Origin of the sequence: Actinomadura geliboluensis, assembly GCF_005889745.1 — a bacterium.
In the GTDB taxonomy this organism is placed as follows: Bacteria; Actinomycetota; Actinomycetes; order Streptosporangiales; family Streptosporangiaceae; genus Spirillospora; species Spirillospora geliboluensis.
Map to the genome: position 1 here is coordinate 1 of NZ_VCKZ01000166.1, position 17983 is coordinate 17983.

Annotated in this window: 16 protein-coding genes; 11 read left to right on the plus strand and 5 right to left on the minus strand. The window is 74.0% G+C overall.

Annotated features, from left to right (window positions below; all coding sequences use genetic code 11):
• The 3 genes from ETD96_RS22155 to ligA form a co-directional block, all read left to right on the plus strand.
• Nucleotides 1-1967: sensor histidine kinase (locus ETD96_RS22155; RefSeq protein WP_138638388.1), on the plus strand; the 1967-nt coding region annotated here is incomplete at its 5' end.
• A complete protein-coding gene (locus tag ETD96_RS22160) occupies nt 1964-2611 on the plus strand; it encodes a response regulator transcription factor (protein WP_205719397.1) in 648 nt (215 codons plus the stop codon). The genes ETD96_RS22155 and ETD96_RS22160, both read left to right, overlap by 4 nt.
• Before the next feature lie 78 nt (nt 2612-2689).
• Complete coding sequence (gene ligA / locus ETD96_RS22165; RefSeq protein WP_138638389.1) at nt 2690-4681, plus strand: NAD-dependent DNA ligase LigA; 1992 nt, start codon at nt 2690-2692, stop codon at nt 4679-4681.
• Between the two features lie 155 nt (nt 4682-4836).
• Here ligA and ETD96_RS22170 read toward each other — a convergent pair whose 3' ends face one another.
• Nucleotides 4837-5385, minus strand: a complete 549-nt coding sequence (locus ETD96_RS22170) for a dihydrofolate reductase family protein (RefSeq protein WP_138638390.1) — start codon at nt 5383-5385, stop codon at nt 4837-4839.
• Between the two features lie 105 nt (nt 5386-5490).
• On the opposite strand from ETD96_RS22170, the gene ETD96_RS22175 reads away from it, so the two are divergent.
• Complete coding sequence (locus ETD96_RS22175; RefSeq protein WP_138638391.1) at nt 5491-6096, plus strand: response regulator transcription factor; 606 nt, start codon at nt 5491-5493, stop codon at nt 6094-6096.
• Here the strand turns inward: ETD96_RS22175 and ETD96_RS46015 are convergent.
• Both ETD96_RS46015 and ETD96_RS22185 read right to left on the minus strand, forming a co-directional pair.
• Nucleotides 5986-7899 carry a sensor histidine kinase gene (locus ETD96_RS46015; protein WP_205719398.1) on the minus strand — a complete coding sequence of 638 codons (1914 nt, stop codon included), beginning with the start codon at nt 7897-7899 and terminating at the stop codon, nt 5986-5988. The two genes, ETD96_RS22175 and ETD96_RS46015, sit on opposite strands and share 111 nt — an antisense overlap.
• A gap of 45 nt (nt 7900-7944) precedes the next feature.
• Complete coding sequence (locus tag ETD96_RS22185) at nt 7945-8538, minus strand: TetR/AcrR family transcriptional regulator (RefSeq protein ID WP_138638392.1); 594 nt, start codon at nt 8536-8538, stop codon at nt 7945-7947.
• 165 nt (nt 8539-8703) lie between these two features.
• Between ETD96_RS22185 and ETD96_RS22190 the strand changes: the two genes are divergently transcribed.
• The 6 genes from ETD96_RS22190 (at nt 8704) to ETD96_RS22215 (ending at nt 16584) form a co-directional block, all read left to right on the plus strand.
• Nucleotides 8704-9867, plus strand: a complete 1164-nt coding sequence (locus ETD96_RS22190; RefSeq protein ID WP_138638393.1) for an NADH:flavin oxidoreductase — start codon at nt 8704-8706, stop codon at nt 9865-9867.
• Nucleotides 9868-10049: 182 nt separating this feature from the next.
• Nucleotides 10050-10826, plus strand: coding sequence for a DeoR/GlpR family DNA-binding transcription regulator (locus ETD96_RS22195; protein WP_240808016.1), 777 nt, complete (start codon nt 10050-10052; stop codon nt 10824-10826).
• A gap of 79 nt (nt 10827-10905) precedes the next feature.
• The gene (locus ETD96_RS22200) at nt 10906-12462 is read left to right on the plus strand and encodes an amino acid permease (RefSeq protein WP_240808018.1); all 1557 of its coding nucleotides are present in this window, start codon (nt 10906-10908) and stop codon (nt 12460-12462) included.
• Complete coding sequence (locus tag ETD96_RS22205; protein WP_138638394.1) at nt 12459-13895, plus strand: FGGY family carbohydrate kinase; 1437 nt, start codon at nt 12459-12461, stop codon at nt 13893-13895. Before ETD96_RS22200 ends, ETD96_RS22205 begins: the two co-directional genes overlap by 4 nt.
• Entirely contained in the window at nt 13892-15331 is a 1440-nt protein-coding gene (locus ETD96_RS22210; protein ID WP_138638395.1) for an NAD(P)/FAD-dependent oxidoreductase, read from the plus strand. The genes ETD96_RS22205 and ETD96_RS22210 overlap by 4 nt, the downstream gene beginning before the upstream one ends.
• Nucleotides 15328-16584, plus strand: coding sequence for an NAD(P)/FAD-dependent oxidoreductase (locus ETD96_RS22215; protein ID WP_138638396.1), 1257 nt, complete (start codon nt 15328-15330; stop codon nt 16582-16584). Before ETD96_RS22210 ends, ETD96_RS22215 begins: the two co-directional genes overlap by 4 nt.
• 14 nt (nt 16585-16598) lie before the next feature.
• Here the strand turns inward: ETD96_RS22215 and ETD96_RS22220 are convergent, their stop codons facing one another.
• Together ETD96_RS22220 and ETD96_RS22225 are read right to left on the minus strand one after the other, a co-directional pair.
• Entirely contained in the window at nt 16599-17222 is a 624-nt protein-coding gene (locus ETD96_RS22220) for a VOC family protein (RefSeq protein ID WP_138638397.1), read from the minus strand.
• A 50-nt stretch (nt 17223-17272) separates the two neighbouring features.
• Entirely contained in the window at nt 17273-17629 is a 357-nt protein-coding gene (locus ETD96_RS22225; RefSeq protein ID WP_138638398.1) for a VOC family protein, read from the minus strand.
• 123 nt (nt 17630-17752) lie between these two features.
• Between ETD96_RS22225 and ETD96_RS22230 the strand changes: the two genes are divergently transcribed.
• Nucleotides 17753-17983, plus strand: a 231-nt coding sequence (locus tag ETD96_RS22230) for a response regulator transcription factor (RefSeq protein WP_138638399.1), incomplete at its 3' end; no start/stop codon positions are given.

Sequence of the window (17983 nt, forward strand, 5' to 3'; positions counted from 1 at the left end):
GAACGTCGGCGGGGTCGGGGCTGCCGCTGGCGGTCGCGGGCGGCGTGCTGGCGACGCGGCTGCCGCGGCACCCGCTGACGTGGCTCATGCTGGCGGGCGGGTTCATCGCGGTCCTGGACGGGATCACCGCGGCGTACGCGTCGCTGTCGGTCGTGGAGCACGGCGGCGGCCTGCCGCTCACGGCGGCGACGGTGTACGCGGGCGCCCGCTTCGGCCCGATGATCAACATGATCGTGCCGCTGACGCTGATGTTCTTCCCGGACGGGCGGCTGCCGTCGCGGCGCTGGCGGTGGCCCGTGGCGGCCGCGATCACCGCGCAGGCCGTCGGGGTCGTGGCGCTGCTGATGGTGCCGTGGCGGGTGTTCTCCCACGGCGAGCCGCTCGCGCCGGGCCTGCGGGGCGTCCCGCTGGACCCGCTGACCCCGCCGCTGCCCGACGCGCTCTGGCCGGTGTCCGGCTGGATGTTCTGGGTCGGCTTCCTCTTCTCGTTCGGGGTGTCCATCGCGGCGTTCACGGTGCGCTTCCGCCGGTCCGACCCGGTGCGGCGGACGCAGCTGCGGTGGATGCTGCTGGCGCTCGCGGCCAACGTCGTCCTCTTCGCGGCGGGCATGGTGCTCACGGAGGTGACGCCGCCGTCGGTGGACTGGTGGATCGGCGACATCTCCCTCATCCTCATGCACGCGGCCGTCGCGGTCGCGGTGCTGGTCGCGGTCGCCCGGTACCGGCTCTACGACGTCGACCTGCTGCTCGGCTGGACGCTGCTGTACGCGGCGCTGGCGGCCGCGGTGATCGGCATCGACGTGGCGGTGTTCGTCGGCGCCGGGACGGTCATCGACGAGCCGCTCGCCGCGGTGACCGGCGCGGGCGTGGTCGCCGTCCTGTACGCGCCGCTGCGGCTGCGCCTCCAGCGCTGGGTGAACCGGGTGCTGACCGGCCGGGCGGAGCCCTACGACGTGGTGTCGGCGCTGGCGCGGCGGCTGGAGCGGTCCATGGGCCCGGACGAGCTGCTGCTGGAGGTGGCGCGGGCGGTGGCGCAGTCGTTCCGCTCCCCGTACGTGCGCGTCGAGCTGGACCGCGCCGACGGAAAGACGGTCGTCGTCGAGCACGGGACGCCGCGCGACGACGTCCTGGTCCTGCCGTTCGGGTACCGGGGCGCGGCGATCGGCCGGCTGGCGCTGGTGCCGCGGAGCGGGGCGCGGCTCCCGGCGGCCGACCAGCGGCTCCTCGCCGACGTCGTCCGGCAGGCGGCCGCCGCCGCGCGGGCGACGGCGCTCACCGAGGAGCTGCAGCGCAGCCGGGAGCAGCTGGTGACGGGGATCGCCGAGGAGCGGCGCCGGCTGCGCCGCGACCTGCACGACGGCCTCGGCCCGTCGCTGGCCGCCGCGGCGCTGAAGATCGAGGCGGCCCGCAACCTCGCCCCGCGCGACGCGGCCGCCGCCGACGCGACGCTGCGCTCGGTGCGCGGCGACCTGTCGGGCGTGCTGGCCGACGTCCGCCGCCTGGTCCACGACCTGCGTCCCCCGTCCCTGGACCAGTTCGGGCTGGTCGGGGCGGTGGAGCAGCTCGCCGAGCGGTTCCAGGGGCGGTCCCTGCGGGTGCGGCTGAGCTGCGCGGGACGGCTGTCGCCGCTGCCGGCCGCGGCGGAGGAGGCGGCGTACCGGATCGTGAGCGAGGCACTGGCGAACGTCTCCCGCCATGCCGGGGCGGCGCACTGCGACGTCCGGCTGGAGGCGACCGCGGAGGCGCTGGAGGTGGAGGTCGTGGACGACGGCCGGGGCATGCCGCCGGGCGCGCTCGTCGGCGTCGGCCTGGTCGGGATGCGGGAGCGGGCCGAGGAGCTCGGCGGGCGGTGCGCGGTGTCGGCGCGCCCCGGCGGCGGGACGCGCGTGCACGCCGTGCTGCCGTTCGGCCGGGGCTCCGGCGGCGACGCGCCCGAGCCGCTGACGTTCGCGGGGAGCGCGCCGTGACGCCGCGGGTGCTGCTGGCCGACGACCACCCGGTGTACCGCGACGGGCTGCGGCTGATGCTGGAGTCCACGGGGGAGGTCGAGGTCGTCGGCACCGCGCCGGACGGCGCGGTCGCCGTGGAAACGGCGGGGCGGCTGCGCCCGGACGTCGTCGTCATGGACCTGCAGATGCCGCGGCTCGGCGGCGTGGAGGCGACCCGCCGGATCCTCGCCGCGCACCCGGACACCGGCGTCCTCGTGCTGACCATGCACGAGGACGACGAGAGCGTGTTCGCCGCCATGCTCGCCGGCGCCCGCGGCTACCTGGTGAAGGGCGCCGACCAGGAGGAGATCCTGCGCGCGGTCGCCGCCGTCGCGGGCGGCGAGGTGATCTTCGGCCCGGCGCTGGCGGGACGCGTGGCGGACTACTTCGCCCGGATCGCGGTCGCCCGCCCGGCCGGGGAGCCCTTCCCGCAGCTGACGGCCCGCGAGCGCGACGTCCTCGAACTGATCGCGCTCGGCCTGCCGAACCCGGCGATCGCCGAGCGCCTCGGCCTGTCGCCCAAGACCGTCCGCAACAACGTCTCGAACGTCTTCGCCAAACTCCAGGTCGCCGACCGCGCCGAGGCGATGGCCCGCGCCCGCGACGCCGGCCTGGGCCGCTGAGGTCCGACCGCGGGAGCGCGACGGCGGGTGAGGATCGGCGGGTGAATAGTGTCGGTGGCTTCGCGTTTAATCGGGGTTGTGGACGTCGAGGAGCGCATCGCTGAGCTGGCCGCCGAGGTCAAGCGGCTGAACGACCTGTACTACGGCGCCGGTGACAGCCCGTTGCCGGACGCCGACTACGACGCGTTGAAGGACGAGCTGGCGGCGCTCGTCGCCGAGCATCCCGAGCTGGAGCCGGCCGACAGCCCGCTCGGCAGGGTCAACGCGCCGGCGGAGCTCGCCGGGCCGACGGTGCGCCACGCGCGCCCGATGCTCTCGCTGGCGAAGGCGACGAGCGAGGAGCAGATCCGCACGTTCTGCGAGCGCTTCGGCGGCCAGGTCTTCCGCGTGTCGGAGAAGCTCGACGGGCTCTCGCTCAGCGTCGTCTACACCGGCGGGAGGCTCGACTACGTCGCCACGCGCGGCACCGGCGCGGTCGGCGAGCTGGTGACCGAGAAGGTGCGGCACGTGATCCCCGGCCTCCCGATGGAGATCGAGGAGCCCGGGCGCGTCGAGGTCCGCGGCGAGGCCGTGATGCTGCGGTCGGTCTGGGCCGCCTACAACGAGGCCCACCCCGACAAGACGCTGACCAATCCCCGCTCGGGCGCCGCCGGGACGCTGGTGCTGAAGGACCCCGAGGCGGCGGTCCAGGCGAAGCGGCTGCTGCGCTTCTACGCGTTCGGAGCCGACCGCGACGGCGCCGCGATCGGCCTCCCGGCGGGTTTCGAGCCGGTCGCCCAGTACGTGTGCGCGGACGCCGCCGAGGTGATGGACGCGATCCACGAGATCGGCGGCCGCCGCGACGGGCTGGACTACGACATCGACGGCGCGGTCGTCCGCCTGCACGAGCCGGCGGCGTTCGACGCGGCGGGCTTCAACAGCGCCGAACCGCGCGGCGCGATCGCGTTCAAGTACCCGCCGGAGGAGAAGCTCACCACCCTGCTGTCGGTCGAGTGGCCGGTCGGCAAGATCGGCCGCGTCCCGCCGCGCGCCAAGGTCGCGCCGGTGTTCGTCGGCGGCGTCACGGTCGAGAACATCACCCTGCACAACCCGCGCCTGATCCGCGAGCGCGACCTGCGGATCGGCGACACGGTCGCGGTCGTGCGGCGCGGCGACGTGATCCCGTTCGCGGGCCGCTCGCTGCCGGAGCGGCGCGACGGCAGCGAGGTCGAGATCGTCCCGCCGGTGCACTGCCCGTCGTGCGGGTCCGAGCTGGAGGTCCGCGGCGCCGGCGAGGAGCGCTGGTGCGTGAACCTGCAGTGCCCGGCCCAGGCGATGCGGCGGCTGATGCACTGGGCCTCGCGGCAGGCGGCCGACATGGAGGGCGTCGGCGACACCTGGATCGAGAAGCTCGCCGAGGAGGGCGTGCTCACGCGGCGCAGCGACTTCTACGACCTGACGGTGGATCAGCTCCTCGGCTACGAGCGGATGGGCGAGGTCAGCGCGAAGAACATGGTCGACTCCATCGCGGCGTCCAAGGGCGTCGGGCTGCGGCGGGCGCTGATCGGGCTGGCGATCCCGATGGCGTCCGAGGGCACGGCCAAGCGGCTGTGCCTGGCCGGCTACGAGCGCATCGAGGACGTCGCGGCGGCGACGGCCGAGGACCTGGTGGCGATCCGCGACATCGGCCCCGCGGTCGCGGAGAGCATCGTCGCCTTCTTCGCCCGCCCCGAGGTGCTGGCGGAGATCGCGGCGCTGCGGGAGCGCGGCGTGAACCTCGACGTGCTCCCCGAGGACCGGCCGGTCGACGCGGCGGCCGCGGGCGACTCGCCGCTCAAGGGCCGGGCCGTCGTGATCACCGGGGCGTTCACCGACCCGCGCTCGGGCGCCAAGATCAGCAGGCCGGACGTCACCCGCCTGGTCGAGCAGGCGGCGGCGAAGGCCGTCTCGTCGGTCTCGGCGGGCACCGACTACCTGCTCGCCGGCGACAACGTCGGCGCCTCGAAGACCGGCAAGGCCGAGAAGCTCGGCGTCACGATCGTCCCGCAGGACGAGCTGTGGCGCTGGCTCGCCGAAGCGGGCGTCATCTGAGCGAAGTGCGCCGCCTCGTCACGAGCAGGAGGCGGAAGAACAGGGCTTTGAGCGGCTTGTCGTACTCGGCACCGGCACCGGGAGGTGCGGAAGGCGTGCCGCGCCGGTGGCCGCACGCCTTCCGTTTCCTCGCCGGAATGGCGATGCCGGTCGGTTCAGCCGGTGAGCGGACGGTAGGTGAGGACGGCGACTCCGCTCGGGAAGATGGTCGAGTCGACCAGCTCGACGGTTCCGGCGCTTTCCGGGCGGAACAGCGGCTCGCCGGTGCCCTTGATGACCGGGTAGAGCCAGATCTTGTGCTCGTCGAGCAGCCCGGCGGCGGCGAGGGCGTCGGTCAGGCGGCCGTGGCCCCAGATGAGGATGTCGCCGCCGTCCCGCTTCTTCAGTTCGGTCACCGCGCCGACGAGGTCGGCCCCGTCGATGACCGTGGTCGGCTTCCAGGACGAGGTGTCCACGGGCTGGCTCGCGACGACGTACTTGTCCATGGAGTTGACGTGGTCGGCGTAGGGGTTGCCGCCCATGTTCGGCCACGCCTGCGCCATTCCCTCGTAGGTGACGCGGCCGAGCAGGAGCGCGTCGGCGTTCTTGGTCATGGTGAACGCGTAGGTCTGGGACTCCTCCTCGGAGTACTGCAGCGACCATTCGTGGGGGTTGTCGATGAATCCGTCGAGAGTGGCGTACGTCGAGGCGATGAGCTTTCGCATGGTTTCCTCCGGTTCTGAGTGCGCCGGTGTCGGCGTGATTAGACTCGCAATCCGGAGAATTCGCCGGTAGTGGCCGGGTTCAGCACTTCGATGTGAAGGAATCACATGATCCGTGTGATGGTCGCCGAGGACGTCCGGATCCTGCGGGAGACGCTGACCACCGTCCTCGGGCTCGAGGACGACATCGAGGTGGTGGCCACGGTCGAGCGCGGGGACGAGATCGTCGACGCGGCCGTTCGGGCCCGCCCCGATGTGGCCGTGCTCGACATCGACCTGCCCGGCATGGACGGCCTGGACGCCGCCGCCGAACTCCGCGTCAAGCTCCCTGCCTGCCGCACGGTCGTCCTGACGGGTCTGGGCAAGCCGGGGTATCTGCGCCGGGGCCTGTCCGCGGGGATCTCGGCGTTCCTGCTCAAGCACGCGCCGGCCGACGACCTCATCGCCGCGATCCGCAAGGCCGTCGCGGGGGAGCGGGTGGTGGACCCTCAGCTGGCCCTCGCCGAGCTCGAACGGGCGGACAGCCCGCTCACCGCGCGGGAGGCCGACGTGCTCCGGCTGTCGGCGACCGGCGCGGAGGCCGATGACATCGCCCGGTCGCTCTCACTGAGCCGGGGCACCGTCCGCAACTACCTGTCGTCGGCCGTCCTGAAGCTGGACGCCAGGAACCGCATCGACGCGATCCGCATCGCGACCGATCAGGGCTGGCTGTAGCGGCACCTCCACCGCGAGCCGGAAGGCGTCCCCGTCCTTGCCGGCGGTCAGCGTCCCGCCCAGCTCACGCACCCTGCGCGTCAGGTTCTCCAAGCCCACGCCGGGCGCGCCGGCGCGACCCCGGACACCGTCGTTGACCAGGCGCAGCCGGACCCTCCGCGCGACCGCCTCGACGGTCAGCTCGCACCGGTCGGCATCGCTGTGCCGCAGCACGTTGGTGACCCCTTCGCGCAGGACGGTGGCCAGGAGCGTGTCGGTCTCCGGCGGCAGCGGCACCGGCTGGACCGTCCCGGACACCTCGATGCCGGCGGCCGCGAGCGCCGCGCGCGTGGACTCGGCCTCCGCCGCCAGCTCGATCTCACCGCGCCCGGCCACGACGTCCCGCATGTCGGCCAGGGCGCGGCGGGCCGCCGCCAGGCCCTCGGACAGCTCGGCGCGGGCGCGGTCGGGGTCCCTGCCCAGCAGCCGCAGCGCCAGCTCGCTCTTGAGCACCACCACCGACAGCCCCAGGCCGAGCAGGTCGTGCAGGTCGGTCGCGAACCGGAGCCGCTCGCGGGCCACCGCCGTCCTGGCCAGCTCCGCCCGCGCCTCCTTGACCCGCAGGGCCAGCTCGCCCATGCGGACCAGCCCGCACACGAGCAGCGCCCGCTCACCCGACCACACGATCTCGTAGGCCATGCCCAGCGGCGTCGGGTCGCCGAGCTGCGCGTCCCAGATCACGAGCAGCGGATCCATGCAGATCAGCGGCACCGCCAGGACCCACCGCGCCCACCCGCGCACGACGACCAGGACGAGGCCCGGCAGGAAGAGGACCACGTGCCACACCGACAGGTCGAACAGGAGCAGCGGGCCCAGCGCCGGGACGAAGACGACCAGCGTCCACGGCGGCCGGCGCGTCGGGGCGCAGGCGCGCAGGAACAGCAGCACGAACGCGGCGAGCGACGCGAAGAACACCGCCGTCTCGAGCGCGCCCAGGTCGACGCGGAGGAACTGCCTCAGCTCCGTGGGCACGATCATGAGGCAGAGCGTCGCGGCCCCGAGCACCGCCGCCCCGGTCGCCGTCAGGTCGTCCGCGACCGGCGCGCCCGCGAGGTGGTCGCGCCCGTATCCGTGCGCCACCGACCGCGTCTCGTTGAGCGCCGCCCGCGCCACGTCCAGCCGCCGCCTGACCGCCGCCGGGTCCGCCGCGTCCCCGTCACGGACGACCCGTTCGAGGCTCACGCCCACGCGTTCGTTCAACTGCTGGGCGAAGACCAGCCGCTCGCGCGATACCTGGGCCAGCGCGAGCGCGTCCCTGGTCCGCCGCATGTCGCTGATGAGGTCGGCGAGCCGGGCGACCCCGTACAGCGCGATCCCGACGAACGCCGTGTGCCCGACCGCGAGGTAGGCCGCCTCCGCGACCGTCGGCCGGACCGGCAGCGCGGCGGCGAACTGCGCCGCGATCACCAGCGCGAACCCGCCCCACGCCGCCCACCGCCGGCGGACGAGCAGCAGGAGCGCCGCCGCCAGGAACCCGGAGTTGCCGTACCAGGTGGACGGGTACCAGATCATGCCCGCGGCCGTGAGGACCGCCTGGACGCCCAGTGCCCACTGCCGGCCGCGGGCCCGTTCGTCGTCCGACCAGCGGATGCAGTTGCGCAGGTGGAGGAGCACCAGCGCGGTCAGCAGCGCGGCGGCCGCCGGCTTGCCGCCCTGCTCGGCGTTGATGATCCCGACGTACCCGCCGAACGCGAAACCGCAGCTCACCCCGACCGCGACCACGCGAGCCCAGCGGGCGGCCGCCACCGGGGACGCGGAATCCATACGGGCCTCCCGAGGAGGGGTCCCGCGCATCGTATAGAAGATCGGTCAGCCGCGGGCGGGGGCGGTGAGTCCGGCGGTGAGGAAGGAGACGAGCGTCTCCGGGTGGACCGGGGACCGGCCGTCGGTGGCGGCGCGGCCGTAGACCTCCAGCAGGAGGGTGAAGGCCAGGCGCCAGCGTTCGGAGATCTCGCGGACCGGCAGTTCGGGCATGGCGCGGGAGAGCATCACCTCGAACGGGGCCGGGCTGAACCAGGGGGAGGAGACCGGCAGCCGCCCGTTGGGGAGCGCCGTGCGGGCCAGCAGGCGGCAGAGCATCCGGCCCTTCTCGGTGCGGATCAGGTCCTCGAACGGCTCGACGATCGCGGCGACGAGCCCGGCGATCGGGAGGTCGGCGTCGGGCCGCTCCGATGCCTCGACGACCGGCGCCAGGCGGTCGGCCCAGAGCGGGATGAGCTCGCGCTCCAGCAGGGCCGTGACGAGCCCCTCCCGGGATCCGAAGTGGTAGTGCACCGCTCCGGGGTTCAGGCCGGCCTCGGCGTTGATCAGGCGGAGGGAGACCTGGTCGGGGTCCTTGCCGGCGAAGAGCCGCTCGGCCGCGGCCAGCAGGCGTTCCCGGGTCGACGCGTTCTCGTCGGGCATCCGGCCATTCCACCACACCTTGCGCAAGCACCCTTCAATCAGTGATTGACTGGTGATTGAAACCCCTCGTGGAGAGACGAGAGGAAGAGGTGGACGATGACGCCGACACGGCCATGCGCCCCGGCTCCGCCCACGACCCATGACCCGCTGTCCCTTGGAGAGCACATGACCACTCCGGACGTGTTCGCACCGGCCAAGCTCGGCCCCCTCGAACTGCGCAACCGCGTCATCAAGGCCGCCACCTTCGAAGGCATGACCAAGGGCGCGCTGGTCGGCGACGAGCTCATCGAGTTCCACCGCCGTCACGCCGCCGGCGGCGTCGGCATGTCCACGGTCGCCTACTGCGCCGTGGCCCCCGAGGGCCGCACGGAGCGCGACCAGATCTGGATGCGGCCCGAGGCGCTGCCCGGCCTGCGCCGCCTCACCGACGCCGTGCACGCCGAGGGTGCCGCGGTCTCCGCGCAGATCGGGCACGCGGGCCCGGTCGCCAACGGCAAGTCCAACGGGCTGCCCTCGCTGGGCCCGTCGCGCTCGTTCAACCCGCAGGCGCTGCGGATGACCCGCGCGGCGAGCAGGGCCGACATCGAGCGGGTGACCAAGGCGCACGCCGACGCCGCGCTGCTGGCGATCGAGGCCGGGTTCGACGCGGTGGAGATCCACTTCGGCCACAACTACCTGGCCAGCTCGTTCCTCAGCCCGAAGATCAACAAGCGCACGGACGAGTACGGCGGCTCGCTGGCCAAGCGCGCCAAGGTCGTGCGCGGCATCGCCCGCGCCGTCCGCGACGCGGTCGGGGACCGCATCGCGATCCTGGCCAAGCTGAACATGGACGACGGCGTCCCCGGCGGCCTCTGGCTGGACGAGAGCCTGCGGGTGGCGCAGTGGCTGGAGGAGGACGGCGGCCTGGACGCCTTGGAGCTGACCGCAGGCAGCTCCCTGCTCAACCCGATGTACCTGTTCCGGGGCGACGCGCCGGTGCGGGAGTTCGCCGCCGCTATGCCTCAGCCGGTGAAGCTGGGCGTCCAGCTGGTGGGCGGGAAGTTCATCCGCAGCTACCCCTATGAGGAGGCGTACCTGCTGGACAGCGCCCGGCAGTTCCGCGCCGCGCTGAAGATGCCGCTGGTCCTGCTGGGCGGCGTCACCCGGCGCGAGACCATGGACCTGGCGATGGCCGAGGGCTTCCAGTTCGTGGCGATGGCCCGCGCCTTGCTGCGCGAGCCCGACCTGCTCAACCGCATGCGGGACGAGCCCGGGACCCGCTCGCTGTGCATCCACTGCAACAAGTGCATGCCGACGATCTTCAGCGGCACCCACTGCGTGCTGGCCTGAACCGGAGAGGGACGCCCGGCCGGGCGCCGCGACCACCGTCGCGGTGCCCGGCGCTCTCATGCGACGCCGCTGCCGGCCCCTTCCGGCCCGCTACCACGGCGCTGACCTGGGCTGTCTTGACAAAAGTCCAAACTTATGCAGAATTCTCCATATGTTCGGTCAATCTTCCACAAAGTCGGGCAGTGGCCGTGCTCGCGCCTGAGCGGCACCGCCGGATCGGCGACGCGCTCCGCGACCGGTCCGTGGTGCGGACCGAGGAGCTCGCCGTCCTGCTCGGGGTGTCGGCCGAGACGGTCCGCCGCGACCTGATGGTGCTGGAGCGCCGCGGGGAGCTCGTGCGGGTGCACGGCGGCGCGACCAGCGTGGCCGCCGGCTCGTCGGGGGAGGAGGCGCCGTTCGCCGAGCGCGCCGGCGCCGACCGGGAGGCCAAGGCGGCCATCGGCCGCGCCGCCGCGGCGCTGGTCCGGCCGGGGCAGACCGTCATCATCGACGTGGGCACCACCGCGCTGGAGGTGGCCCGCGCGCTGCCGCCGGACTTCCACGGCGTGGTCGCGACGTGCTCGCTGCTGGCGGCCGCCGAGCTGGCCGGACGGCCGCGGGTCGAGGTGCTGGTGGCGGGCGGCCGGCTGCGGCCCGGCGACCTCGCCTGCTCCGGCGCCGGCACCGCCCAGTTCTTCGCCGACCTGAACGCCGACGTGGCCTTCCTCGGCTCCGGCGGGGTGGACGCCTCGGCCGGGCTGACCGACTACCACCTGGACGAGGTCGCGACCCGCCGCGTGATGATCGCGAACACCGTCCGCTCGTACGTGCTCGCGGACTCCCGCAAGCTCGGCCGCGTCGCCGCGCACCGCGTGTGCGGGCTCGACGCGTTCGACGAAGTGATCACCGACAAGACGCCGTCCCCGGCGCTGCGCGAGGCCCTGGAGGAGTCCGGCGGCCTCATCGTGGCCGCCGGGTGAGTTCACGGTGGCCGGGCGACGCTGCCACGTCACCCGGCCCGATCGCCCATTCCTCATGACACGTGCAAGGAGACGATCAATGGCCGATTCTTCCATGCCGCCGCCCGCGGCGGCGCCGGGATCCCCGGCCGGCAGCGGGTCCGGCGACGGCCTCTCGGAGTTCGGCTACGCGCAGGAGGTCAAGCGCGAGCTGGGCTGGTACGCCTCCTTCGCGGTGGCGTTCGGGTTCGTGTCGATCGCGACCGGCATCTTCACCGCCTACGGCTCGGTGCTGCAGAGCTCCGGCCCGATGGGCATCTGGACGTGGCCGGTCGTCGTGGTCGGCCAGCTGTGCGTGGCCCTGATCTTCGGCGCCCTCGCGGCCCGGATCCCGGTGAGCGGCTACGCCTACCAGTGGACGTCCCGCCTCGCCAACCCGGTGCTGGGCTGGATCATGGGCTGGATCTCGTTCACCTTCCTCGCGGTCGTGGTGTGCGCCGTCGACTACACCATCGCCGCGACGATCCTGCCGGTGCTGTTCCAGTACGAGGGCACCAGCCAGAACGCCTGGGTCATCACCGCCGTGGTGGTGCTCCTCCAGGCGATCCTGGTGGCGCTGTCCACCCGGGCCACGCAGCGGGTCAACACCGTCGCGGTCACCATCCAGCTGATCGGCATGGTCTCGCTGACCGTGCTGCTGTTCGCCGTCGGCGCCTTCACCGGCGACCTCGACTTCGGCACCCTGTTCAGCAAGGGCGACGTCCCGAGCGACGGCTACTTCTCGCTCGGCGGGGCGACCTCGGTCGGCCCGTGGGCGCTCGGCTTCCTGCTCGGCGCGTTCACCATCGTCGGCTTCGAGTCGGCGGCGAACCTCGCCGAGGAGACCAAGGACCCCGCGCGCGTGGTGCCGAAGGCGATGGCGCAGGCCGTGCTCGGCCTCGGCGTGCTCGGCATGCTGTTCCTCGTGGCGGTCACCGCGCTGGCGGAGAACCCGTCCGCGCTGGCGAAGTCCGACACCCCGGTCGCGGACGTCATCACCCGCGTGCTCGGCTCCTACGTGGGCAAGGGCCTGCTGGTGCTCGTCGTGATCTCGATCTTCTCCTGCGGCCTGGTCATCCTGCTGAGCGGGGCCCGGCTGGTGTGGGCGATGGCGCGCGACAAGCGCTTCCCCGGCTGGCAGGTGCTGCGCCGCATCAACCCCTCGACCGGCACCCCGCTGAACGCCGCCGTGCTGATGTTCGCGGTCGCGCAGGTCCTGCTCGCGCTGTTCGCCCGGTCCACCCAGGCGCTGTTCTCGCTGTTCTCGGCGGCGACCCTGCTGCCCGCGATCATCTACGCGGCGACGGTGGCGCTGTACCTGGCCAAGCGGCGCAGCCTGCCGCCGTCCAAGGGCTTCCAGCTCGGCCGCTGGGAGGTCCCGGTGCTGGTGGTGGCCGTCTGCTGGCTGGCCTACGAGCTGATGATCTTCCGTGACGCGTCCTTCGCCGAGCCGTGGCGCTACGTCGCGGTCATGTCGGCGATCGGCGCGGTGTACTTGGCCTACCTGCTCATCAGGCACGGCACCAAGGGGCTCACCATGCCCGACATGCACGACATCGACAAGGTTCTGGACGACGACGCGCCCCGGCCGAACGAGTCCGCCGGGGGCCGTCCATGACCACCGTGCTGGCCGTCGACCAGGGCACCTCGGGCACGAAGGCCATGGTCGTGGACGGCTCCGACCGCGTCCTGAGCGTGGTGGAGCTGCCGGTGCACCCCCGCTACCTGTCCGGCGGCGGGGTCGAGCAGGACCCGGCGGAGCTGCTCGACTCGGTGCTGGAGTCCGGCCGGCGCGCCGTCGCCGAGGCGGGGGTCCGGATCGACGGCGTGACCCTGGCCAACCAGGGCGAGACCGTCCTGGCCTGGGACCCCGCCACCGGCGAGCCGCTGACGCCCGCGATCGTGTGGCAGGACCGCAGGTCCGCGGGGATCTGCGCCGAGCGCGCGGAGTGGGCGGGCCTGGTGGCCGAGCGCACCGGGCTGGTGCTCGACCCGTACTTCTCCGCGCCGAAGATGCGCTGGATCCGGGACCGGCTCACCGGGGACGGCGTCGTCACGACGTCCGACACCTGGCTGCTGCACCGGCTCACCGGCGAGTTCGTCACCGACGCGGCGACCGCGTCCCGCTCGCTGCTCACCGACCTCGACACGGCCGCGTGGAGCCCCGAGCTGCTGGAGGTGTTCGGGCTCGGCGGCGAGCGGCTGCCGCGCATCGCCGCCTGCGACGAGATCGTCGGCGAGACGACGGCGTTCGGCGGCCGGGCCCCGGTGGGCGGCCTGGTCGTCGACCAGCAGGCGGCGCTGCTGGCGCAGCGCTGCCTGGAGCCGGGCGAGGCCAAGTGCACGTTCGGCACCGGGGCCTTCCTGCTGGCCAACATGGGCACGACGCCCGTCCGGTCCGGGGCGGGGCTGGCCGCGTCGGTGGCGTGGCAGGCGCGCGGCCAGACGTCCTACTGCCTGGACGGGCAGGTCCCCACCGCCGCCTCGGCGGTGCGGTGGCTGCGCGACCTCGGTTTGGTCGGCGGCGCGCCGGAACTCGACACGGTCGCCGCGCCGGACGCCGACGGGGTGCTGTGCGTGCCGGCGCTGGCCGGCCTGTCGGCACCGTGGTGGGCGCCGGACGCGACCGCCTCGTTCACCGGCATGACGCTGTCCACCACCGCCGGGCACCTGGTCAAGGCGGTGCTGGACGGCATCGCCGCCCAGGTCGCCGAGCTCGCGGACTGCACGGCCCGCGACACCGGCGCCGCCCTGCCGCGGCTGCGCGTCGACGGCGGCCTCACCCGCAGCCGGGTCCTGATGCAGGCCGTCGCCGACCTGCTGCAGACCCAGGTCGACGTGTACCCGTCCGAGCACGCCACGGCGCTCGGCGCCGTCGCGTTCGCGCGCAGCGCCCTCGACCCGGCGCTGCCCCTCGCGGACGCGGTCGTCGATTGGACGCCGGACACCGCCTACACCCCCCGGATCGGCGCCGCCGAGGCGGCCGCCTTCCGGGCCCGGTGGCGGGCGGCCGTCGAGAGCACCGCGATCGCGAAGAAGGAGAAGGAGTGAGCACACCGCAGACCGCGCCGGAACCCGGGCGCGTCGCCGACGTCGCGGTGATCGGCGCGGGCGTCGTCGGCTCGGCGATCGCCCGCGCCCTGGCCGGGCACCGGCTCGACGTCGTCCTGCTGGAGGCGCGGGACGACGTCGGCGACGGCACCAGCAAGGCGAACACGGCGATCCTGCACACCGGCTTCGACGCCGCGCCCGGCACCCTGGAGGCGCGGCTCGTCGCCCGGGGCTACGGGCTGCTCAAGGACTACGCCGACCGCACCGGCATCCCCTACGAGCCGACCGGGGCGCTGCTCGTCGCCTGGGACGACGAGCAGCTCGCCGCGCTGCCCGGCCTGAAGGAGAAGGCGGAGCGCAACGGCTACACCGAGAGCGAGATCGTCGGCCCGGACGAGGTGTACCGGCAGGTTCCGGCGCTCGGCCCCGGCGCCCTCGGCGGGCTGACGGTGCCGGGCGAGTCCATCATCTGCACCTGGACGACCACGCTCGCGCTGGCCACCGACGCGGTCCGGCGCGGCGCGCGGCTGCTGCGGGGGCACCGCGTCGAGTCCGTCACTCCGGGGGCGGACGAGACCGTTCTGCACACGAGCGGCGGCGACGTCCGGGCCCGGTGGGTCGTCAACGCGGCCGGGCTCGGCGGCGACGTGCTGGACGCCCGGTTCGGCCACGACCGGTTCCACCTGCACCCGCGCCGCGGCCAGCTGCTCGTCTACGACAAGCAGGCCCGGCCGCTGGTGGACCGCATCGTGCTGCCGGTCCCGTCCAAGCTCGGCAAGGGCGTGCTGATCAGCCCGACGATCTACGGCAACGTCATGCTCGGCCCGACCGCCGAGGACATGACCGACCGCGCCGACACCTCGACCACCGGGGACGGCTACGCGTTCCTGCTGGAGCGCGGCAAGCGGATCATGCCGCGGCTGCTGGAGGAGGAGGTCACCGCCTCCTACGCGGGCCTCCGCGCGGCCAGCGACGTCTCCGACTACACGATCGAGGTGGACGCGGAGCAGCGCTACGCGGTCGCGGGCGGCATCCGCTCCACCGGGCTGACGTCCAGCATGGCGGTCGCCGAACACCTGCTGGGCCTCCTCCGCGAGGCGGGCCTGGACCTGGAGGAGCGCACCGACCTGCCGGAGCCGCCGCGCATGCCCAACATCGGCGAGGCGTTCCCGCGCCCGTACGCCGACGCGGAGCGCATCGCGGACGACCCGGAGTACGGCACGATCACCTGCTTCTGCGAGCGGGTCAGCCGCGGCGAGATCCGCGACGCGTTCGCGAGCACGATCCCGCCGCGCGACCTGGACGGGCTCCGCCGCCGCACCCGCGCCATGAACGGGCGCTGCCAGGGCTTCTACTGCGGCGCGAACGTCACCGGGATGCTGGAGCACGCGCTGCGCACCGCCGGCGGGGACACCGACGAGAAAGGCGAACGATGAGCACGACGCGCACCCGGCTGACGCCCGCGGTGGCCATCGTCGGCGGCGGCCCGGCGGGGCTGCGGGCCGCCCGGGAGCTCGCGGGGGCGGTTACCGGCCGGCCGCTCGTCCTCGAACGCGAGCAGCACGCCGGCGGCATCCCGCGGCACTGCGCCCACACCGGGTTCGGCGTCCGCGACCTCCACCGGGTCCTGACCGGGCCGGAGTACGCCCGCCGGATGGCGGCCGGCGCCGAGCGCGCGGGCGCCGACGTCCGCACCGGCGCCATGGTGACCGGCTGGTCCGCCGACGGGGCCCTGGAGGTCACCGCGCCGGACGGCCTGTACGAGGTCCGCGCCGGGGCGGTGGTGCTGGCGACGGGCGCCCGGGAGCGGCCGCGGACGGCGCGGCTCGTGCCGGGGGACCGCCCGGACGGCGTCTTCACCACCGGCCACCTGCAGAACCTGGTGCACCTGCGGCACGGCCGCCCGGGGCTGCGCGCGGTCGTCGTCGGCAGCGAGCTGGTCAGCTGGTCGGCCGTGCTGACCCTGCGGGAAGCGGGCTGCCGCACCGTCCTCATGACCTCGGAGCGGCCGCACGGCGAGGCGTACGCGGCGCTCCCCGTCGCGGGCCGGCTCGGCCTGCGGGTGCCGCTGCGCACCCGCACCCGCGTCACCCGGATCATCGGCAAGCGCCGCGTCGAGGCCGTCCAGATCGAGGACGTCGACACCGGCCGGCGGCACGTCGTGCCCTGCGACACGGTCGTCTTCACTGGGGACTGGATCCCCGACAACGAGCTGGCCCGCTCCGCCAGCCTCGACCTCGACCCCGGCACGCTCGGCCCGGCCGTCGACGGCGCGCTGCGCACCAGCCGCCCGGGGGTCTTCGCCGCCGGGAACCTGCTGCACCCCGTGGACACCGCGGACATCGCGGCCCTCGACGGCGCGCACGTGGCGCGGAGCGTCCTCGACCACCTGGCCGGCGGGGAGGATCCGGGCGAGGCCGTCCGGATCGTCGCGGAGGAACCGCTGCGCTGGATCTCCCCGTCGACGTACCGGCCCGGCGGGCGCGGCCCCGCCCGCGGCCGGCTGCTGGCCTGGGTGGACGAGCTCGTGCCGTTCCCGCGCGTCGCGGTCGTCCAGGACGGCCGCACCCTCGCCGAGCGGCGGCTGCCGTGGCCCGCGGCGCCCGGCCGGGTGTTCCGCATCCCGAGCGGGATGCTGGACGCGGTCCGGCCGGACGGCGGCGACGTCCGCGTCTCGCTCCGCCGCTGACCGGCCGGGACGGCTCAGGCCCGGCTCCGGGCGGGCGCGGGCTCCCACACGAAGCCGTCCGGGTCGGTGGCGGCCTCGCCGCCGCCGACCAGGACGAGCCGGTGGGAGCCGGTGCCCTCCAGGGCGAGGCCGATGTCCTTGGCGAGGGCGCGGCGCGGGTAGAGCGCCAGCGTGACGGACGACTCCGAGGCGTCGAACTCGGCGTACTTGCCGCCGAAGCTCTTGGCGACGGCGAGGCCGCGGCCGGTGTAGTAGCGCTTGCTCGCCTTGACGTCCGCGACGCCCAGCAGCAGCGTGATCTGCTCGAACTCCGGCGCGGCGGGCGCGGAGTCCTTCTTCTTGGAGGACGCGATCTTGCAGACCGTCCCGTCCGGGGCCTGGACGACGCCGCCGTAGCCCCAGAAGGACTTCGCGGCGGGCTGCAGCACGGCGGCGCCCGCGCCGACGGCGGCGGCGATGAGCGCGTCCACGTTGCCGGGCTGGGACGCGACGAGCGAGAGCGCGAAGCCGCGGAAGCCGGTGCTCGGGTCGTCCGAGGCGCGGACGTCCACGTGGGAGGAGAGGCCGAGGGCCGCGTAGAAGTCCGCGGCGGTGGCGGGGTCGGCGACTTCGAGGGTGATGGATTCGAACGAGTTCATGACGCTTCTTTCTGGTGAGGGGTTCGTCGTCGTGTGGTGTGGGGCCGGGCTCAGCGGTCCTGGATCAGGCCGAGGACGTTGCCGTCCGGGTCGGTGACGGTGGCGACCAGGCGCCCGGCGCCGACGTCGTGCGGGGCCTCCTTGACGGTCGCGCCGGCGGCGGTCAGCGCGGCGATCTTCGCCTCGATGTCCGGGACGTGCCAGTAGGCCACCGGCGAGGTCATGCCCTGCGGCCCGCCGTCCGGGACCAGCCCGATGTGCTGCCCGCCGACCTCGAACCCGACGTAGTACGGAGAGTCGGTCTGCGGGGCCGTGCCGAGCAGGGCGGCGTACACGGCCTTGGCCTTCGCCAGGTCGCTCACGGGATGCAGGACGGTCTTGATTCCCTGACTGGAAGAGTCGCTCATGACTCACAGCCTCGCTCCGGGACCGCCCCGGCCACATCCGTGCCGACTACGGAGCCGCCTACGGACCGCCGGCACGGATCACGCACGGAACATGCACGGTGGGGCCTGCGCCAGAATGGGACGGTGGCCGTGACAGTGGACATCTCACCCCGAGAAGCCGAGGTATTGGAGCTGGTCGGGGAGCATCTGAGCAACGCCGAGATCGCGGCGCGGCTGTTCATCTCCGTCCGCACCGCCGAGAGCCACGTCTCGTCGCTGCTGCGGAAGCTGGACGTCCCGGACCGGCGGGCGCTCGCCGCGCGGGCCGCCGCGAGCGGCCGCGCCGCCGTCGCCGCGGCCGCGGTGCCCGCCCTG

What these genes read in the sequence shown, in the direction of transcription:
- ETD96_RS22185 (WP_138638392.1), bottom strand. Translation starts at nt 8,538, where the DNA reads ATGCCCGACGAGAACGCGTCGACCCGGGAACGCCTGCTGGCCGCGGCC.
- ETD96_RS22215 (WP_138638396.1), top strand. Translation starts at nt 15,328, where the DNA reads ATGAGCACGACGCGCACCCGGCTGACGCCCGCGGTGGCCATCGTCGGC.
- ETD96_RS22175 (WP_138638391.1), top strand. Translation starts at nt 5,491, where the DNA reads ATGATCCGTGTGATGGTCGCCGAGGACGTCCGGATCCTGCGGGAGACG.
- ETD96_RS22205 (WP_138638394.1), top strand. Translation starts at nt 12,459, where the DNA reads ATGACCACCGTGCTGGCCGTCGACCAGGGCACCTCGGGCACGAAGGCC.
- ETD96_RS22220 (WP_138638397.1), bottom strand. Translation starts at nt 17,222, where the DNA reads ATGAACTCGTTCGAATCCATCACCCTCGAAGTCGCCGACCCCGCCACC.
- ETD96_RS22200 (WP_240808018.1), top strand. Translation starts at nt 10,906, where the DNA reads ATGGCCGATTCTTCCATGCCGCCGCCCGCGGCGGCGCCGGGATCCCCG.
- ETD96_RS22170 (WP_138638390.1), bottom strand. Translation starts at nt 5,385, where the DNA reads ATGCGAAAGCTCATCGCCTCGACGTACGCCACTCTCGACGGATTCATC.
- ETD96_RS22190 (WP_138638393.1), top strand. Translation starts at nt 8,704, where the DNA reads ATGACCACTCCGGACGTGTTCGCACCGGCCAAGCTCGGCCCCCTCGAA.
- ETD96_RS46015 (WP_205719398.1), bottom strand. Translation starts at nt 7,899, where the DNA reads ATGGATTCCGCGTCCCCGGTGGCGGCCGCCCGCTGGGCTCGCGTGGTC.
- ETD96_RS22225 (WP_138638398.1), bottom strand. Translation starts at nt 17,629, where the DNA reads ATGAGCGACTCTTCCAGTCAGGGAATCAAGACCGTCCTGCATCCCGTG.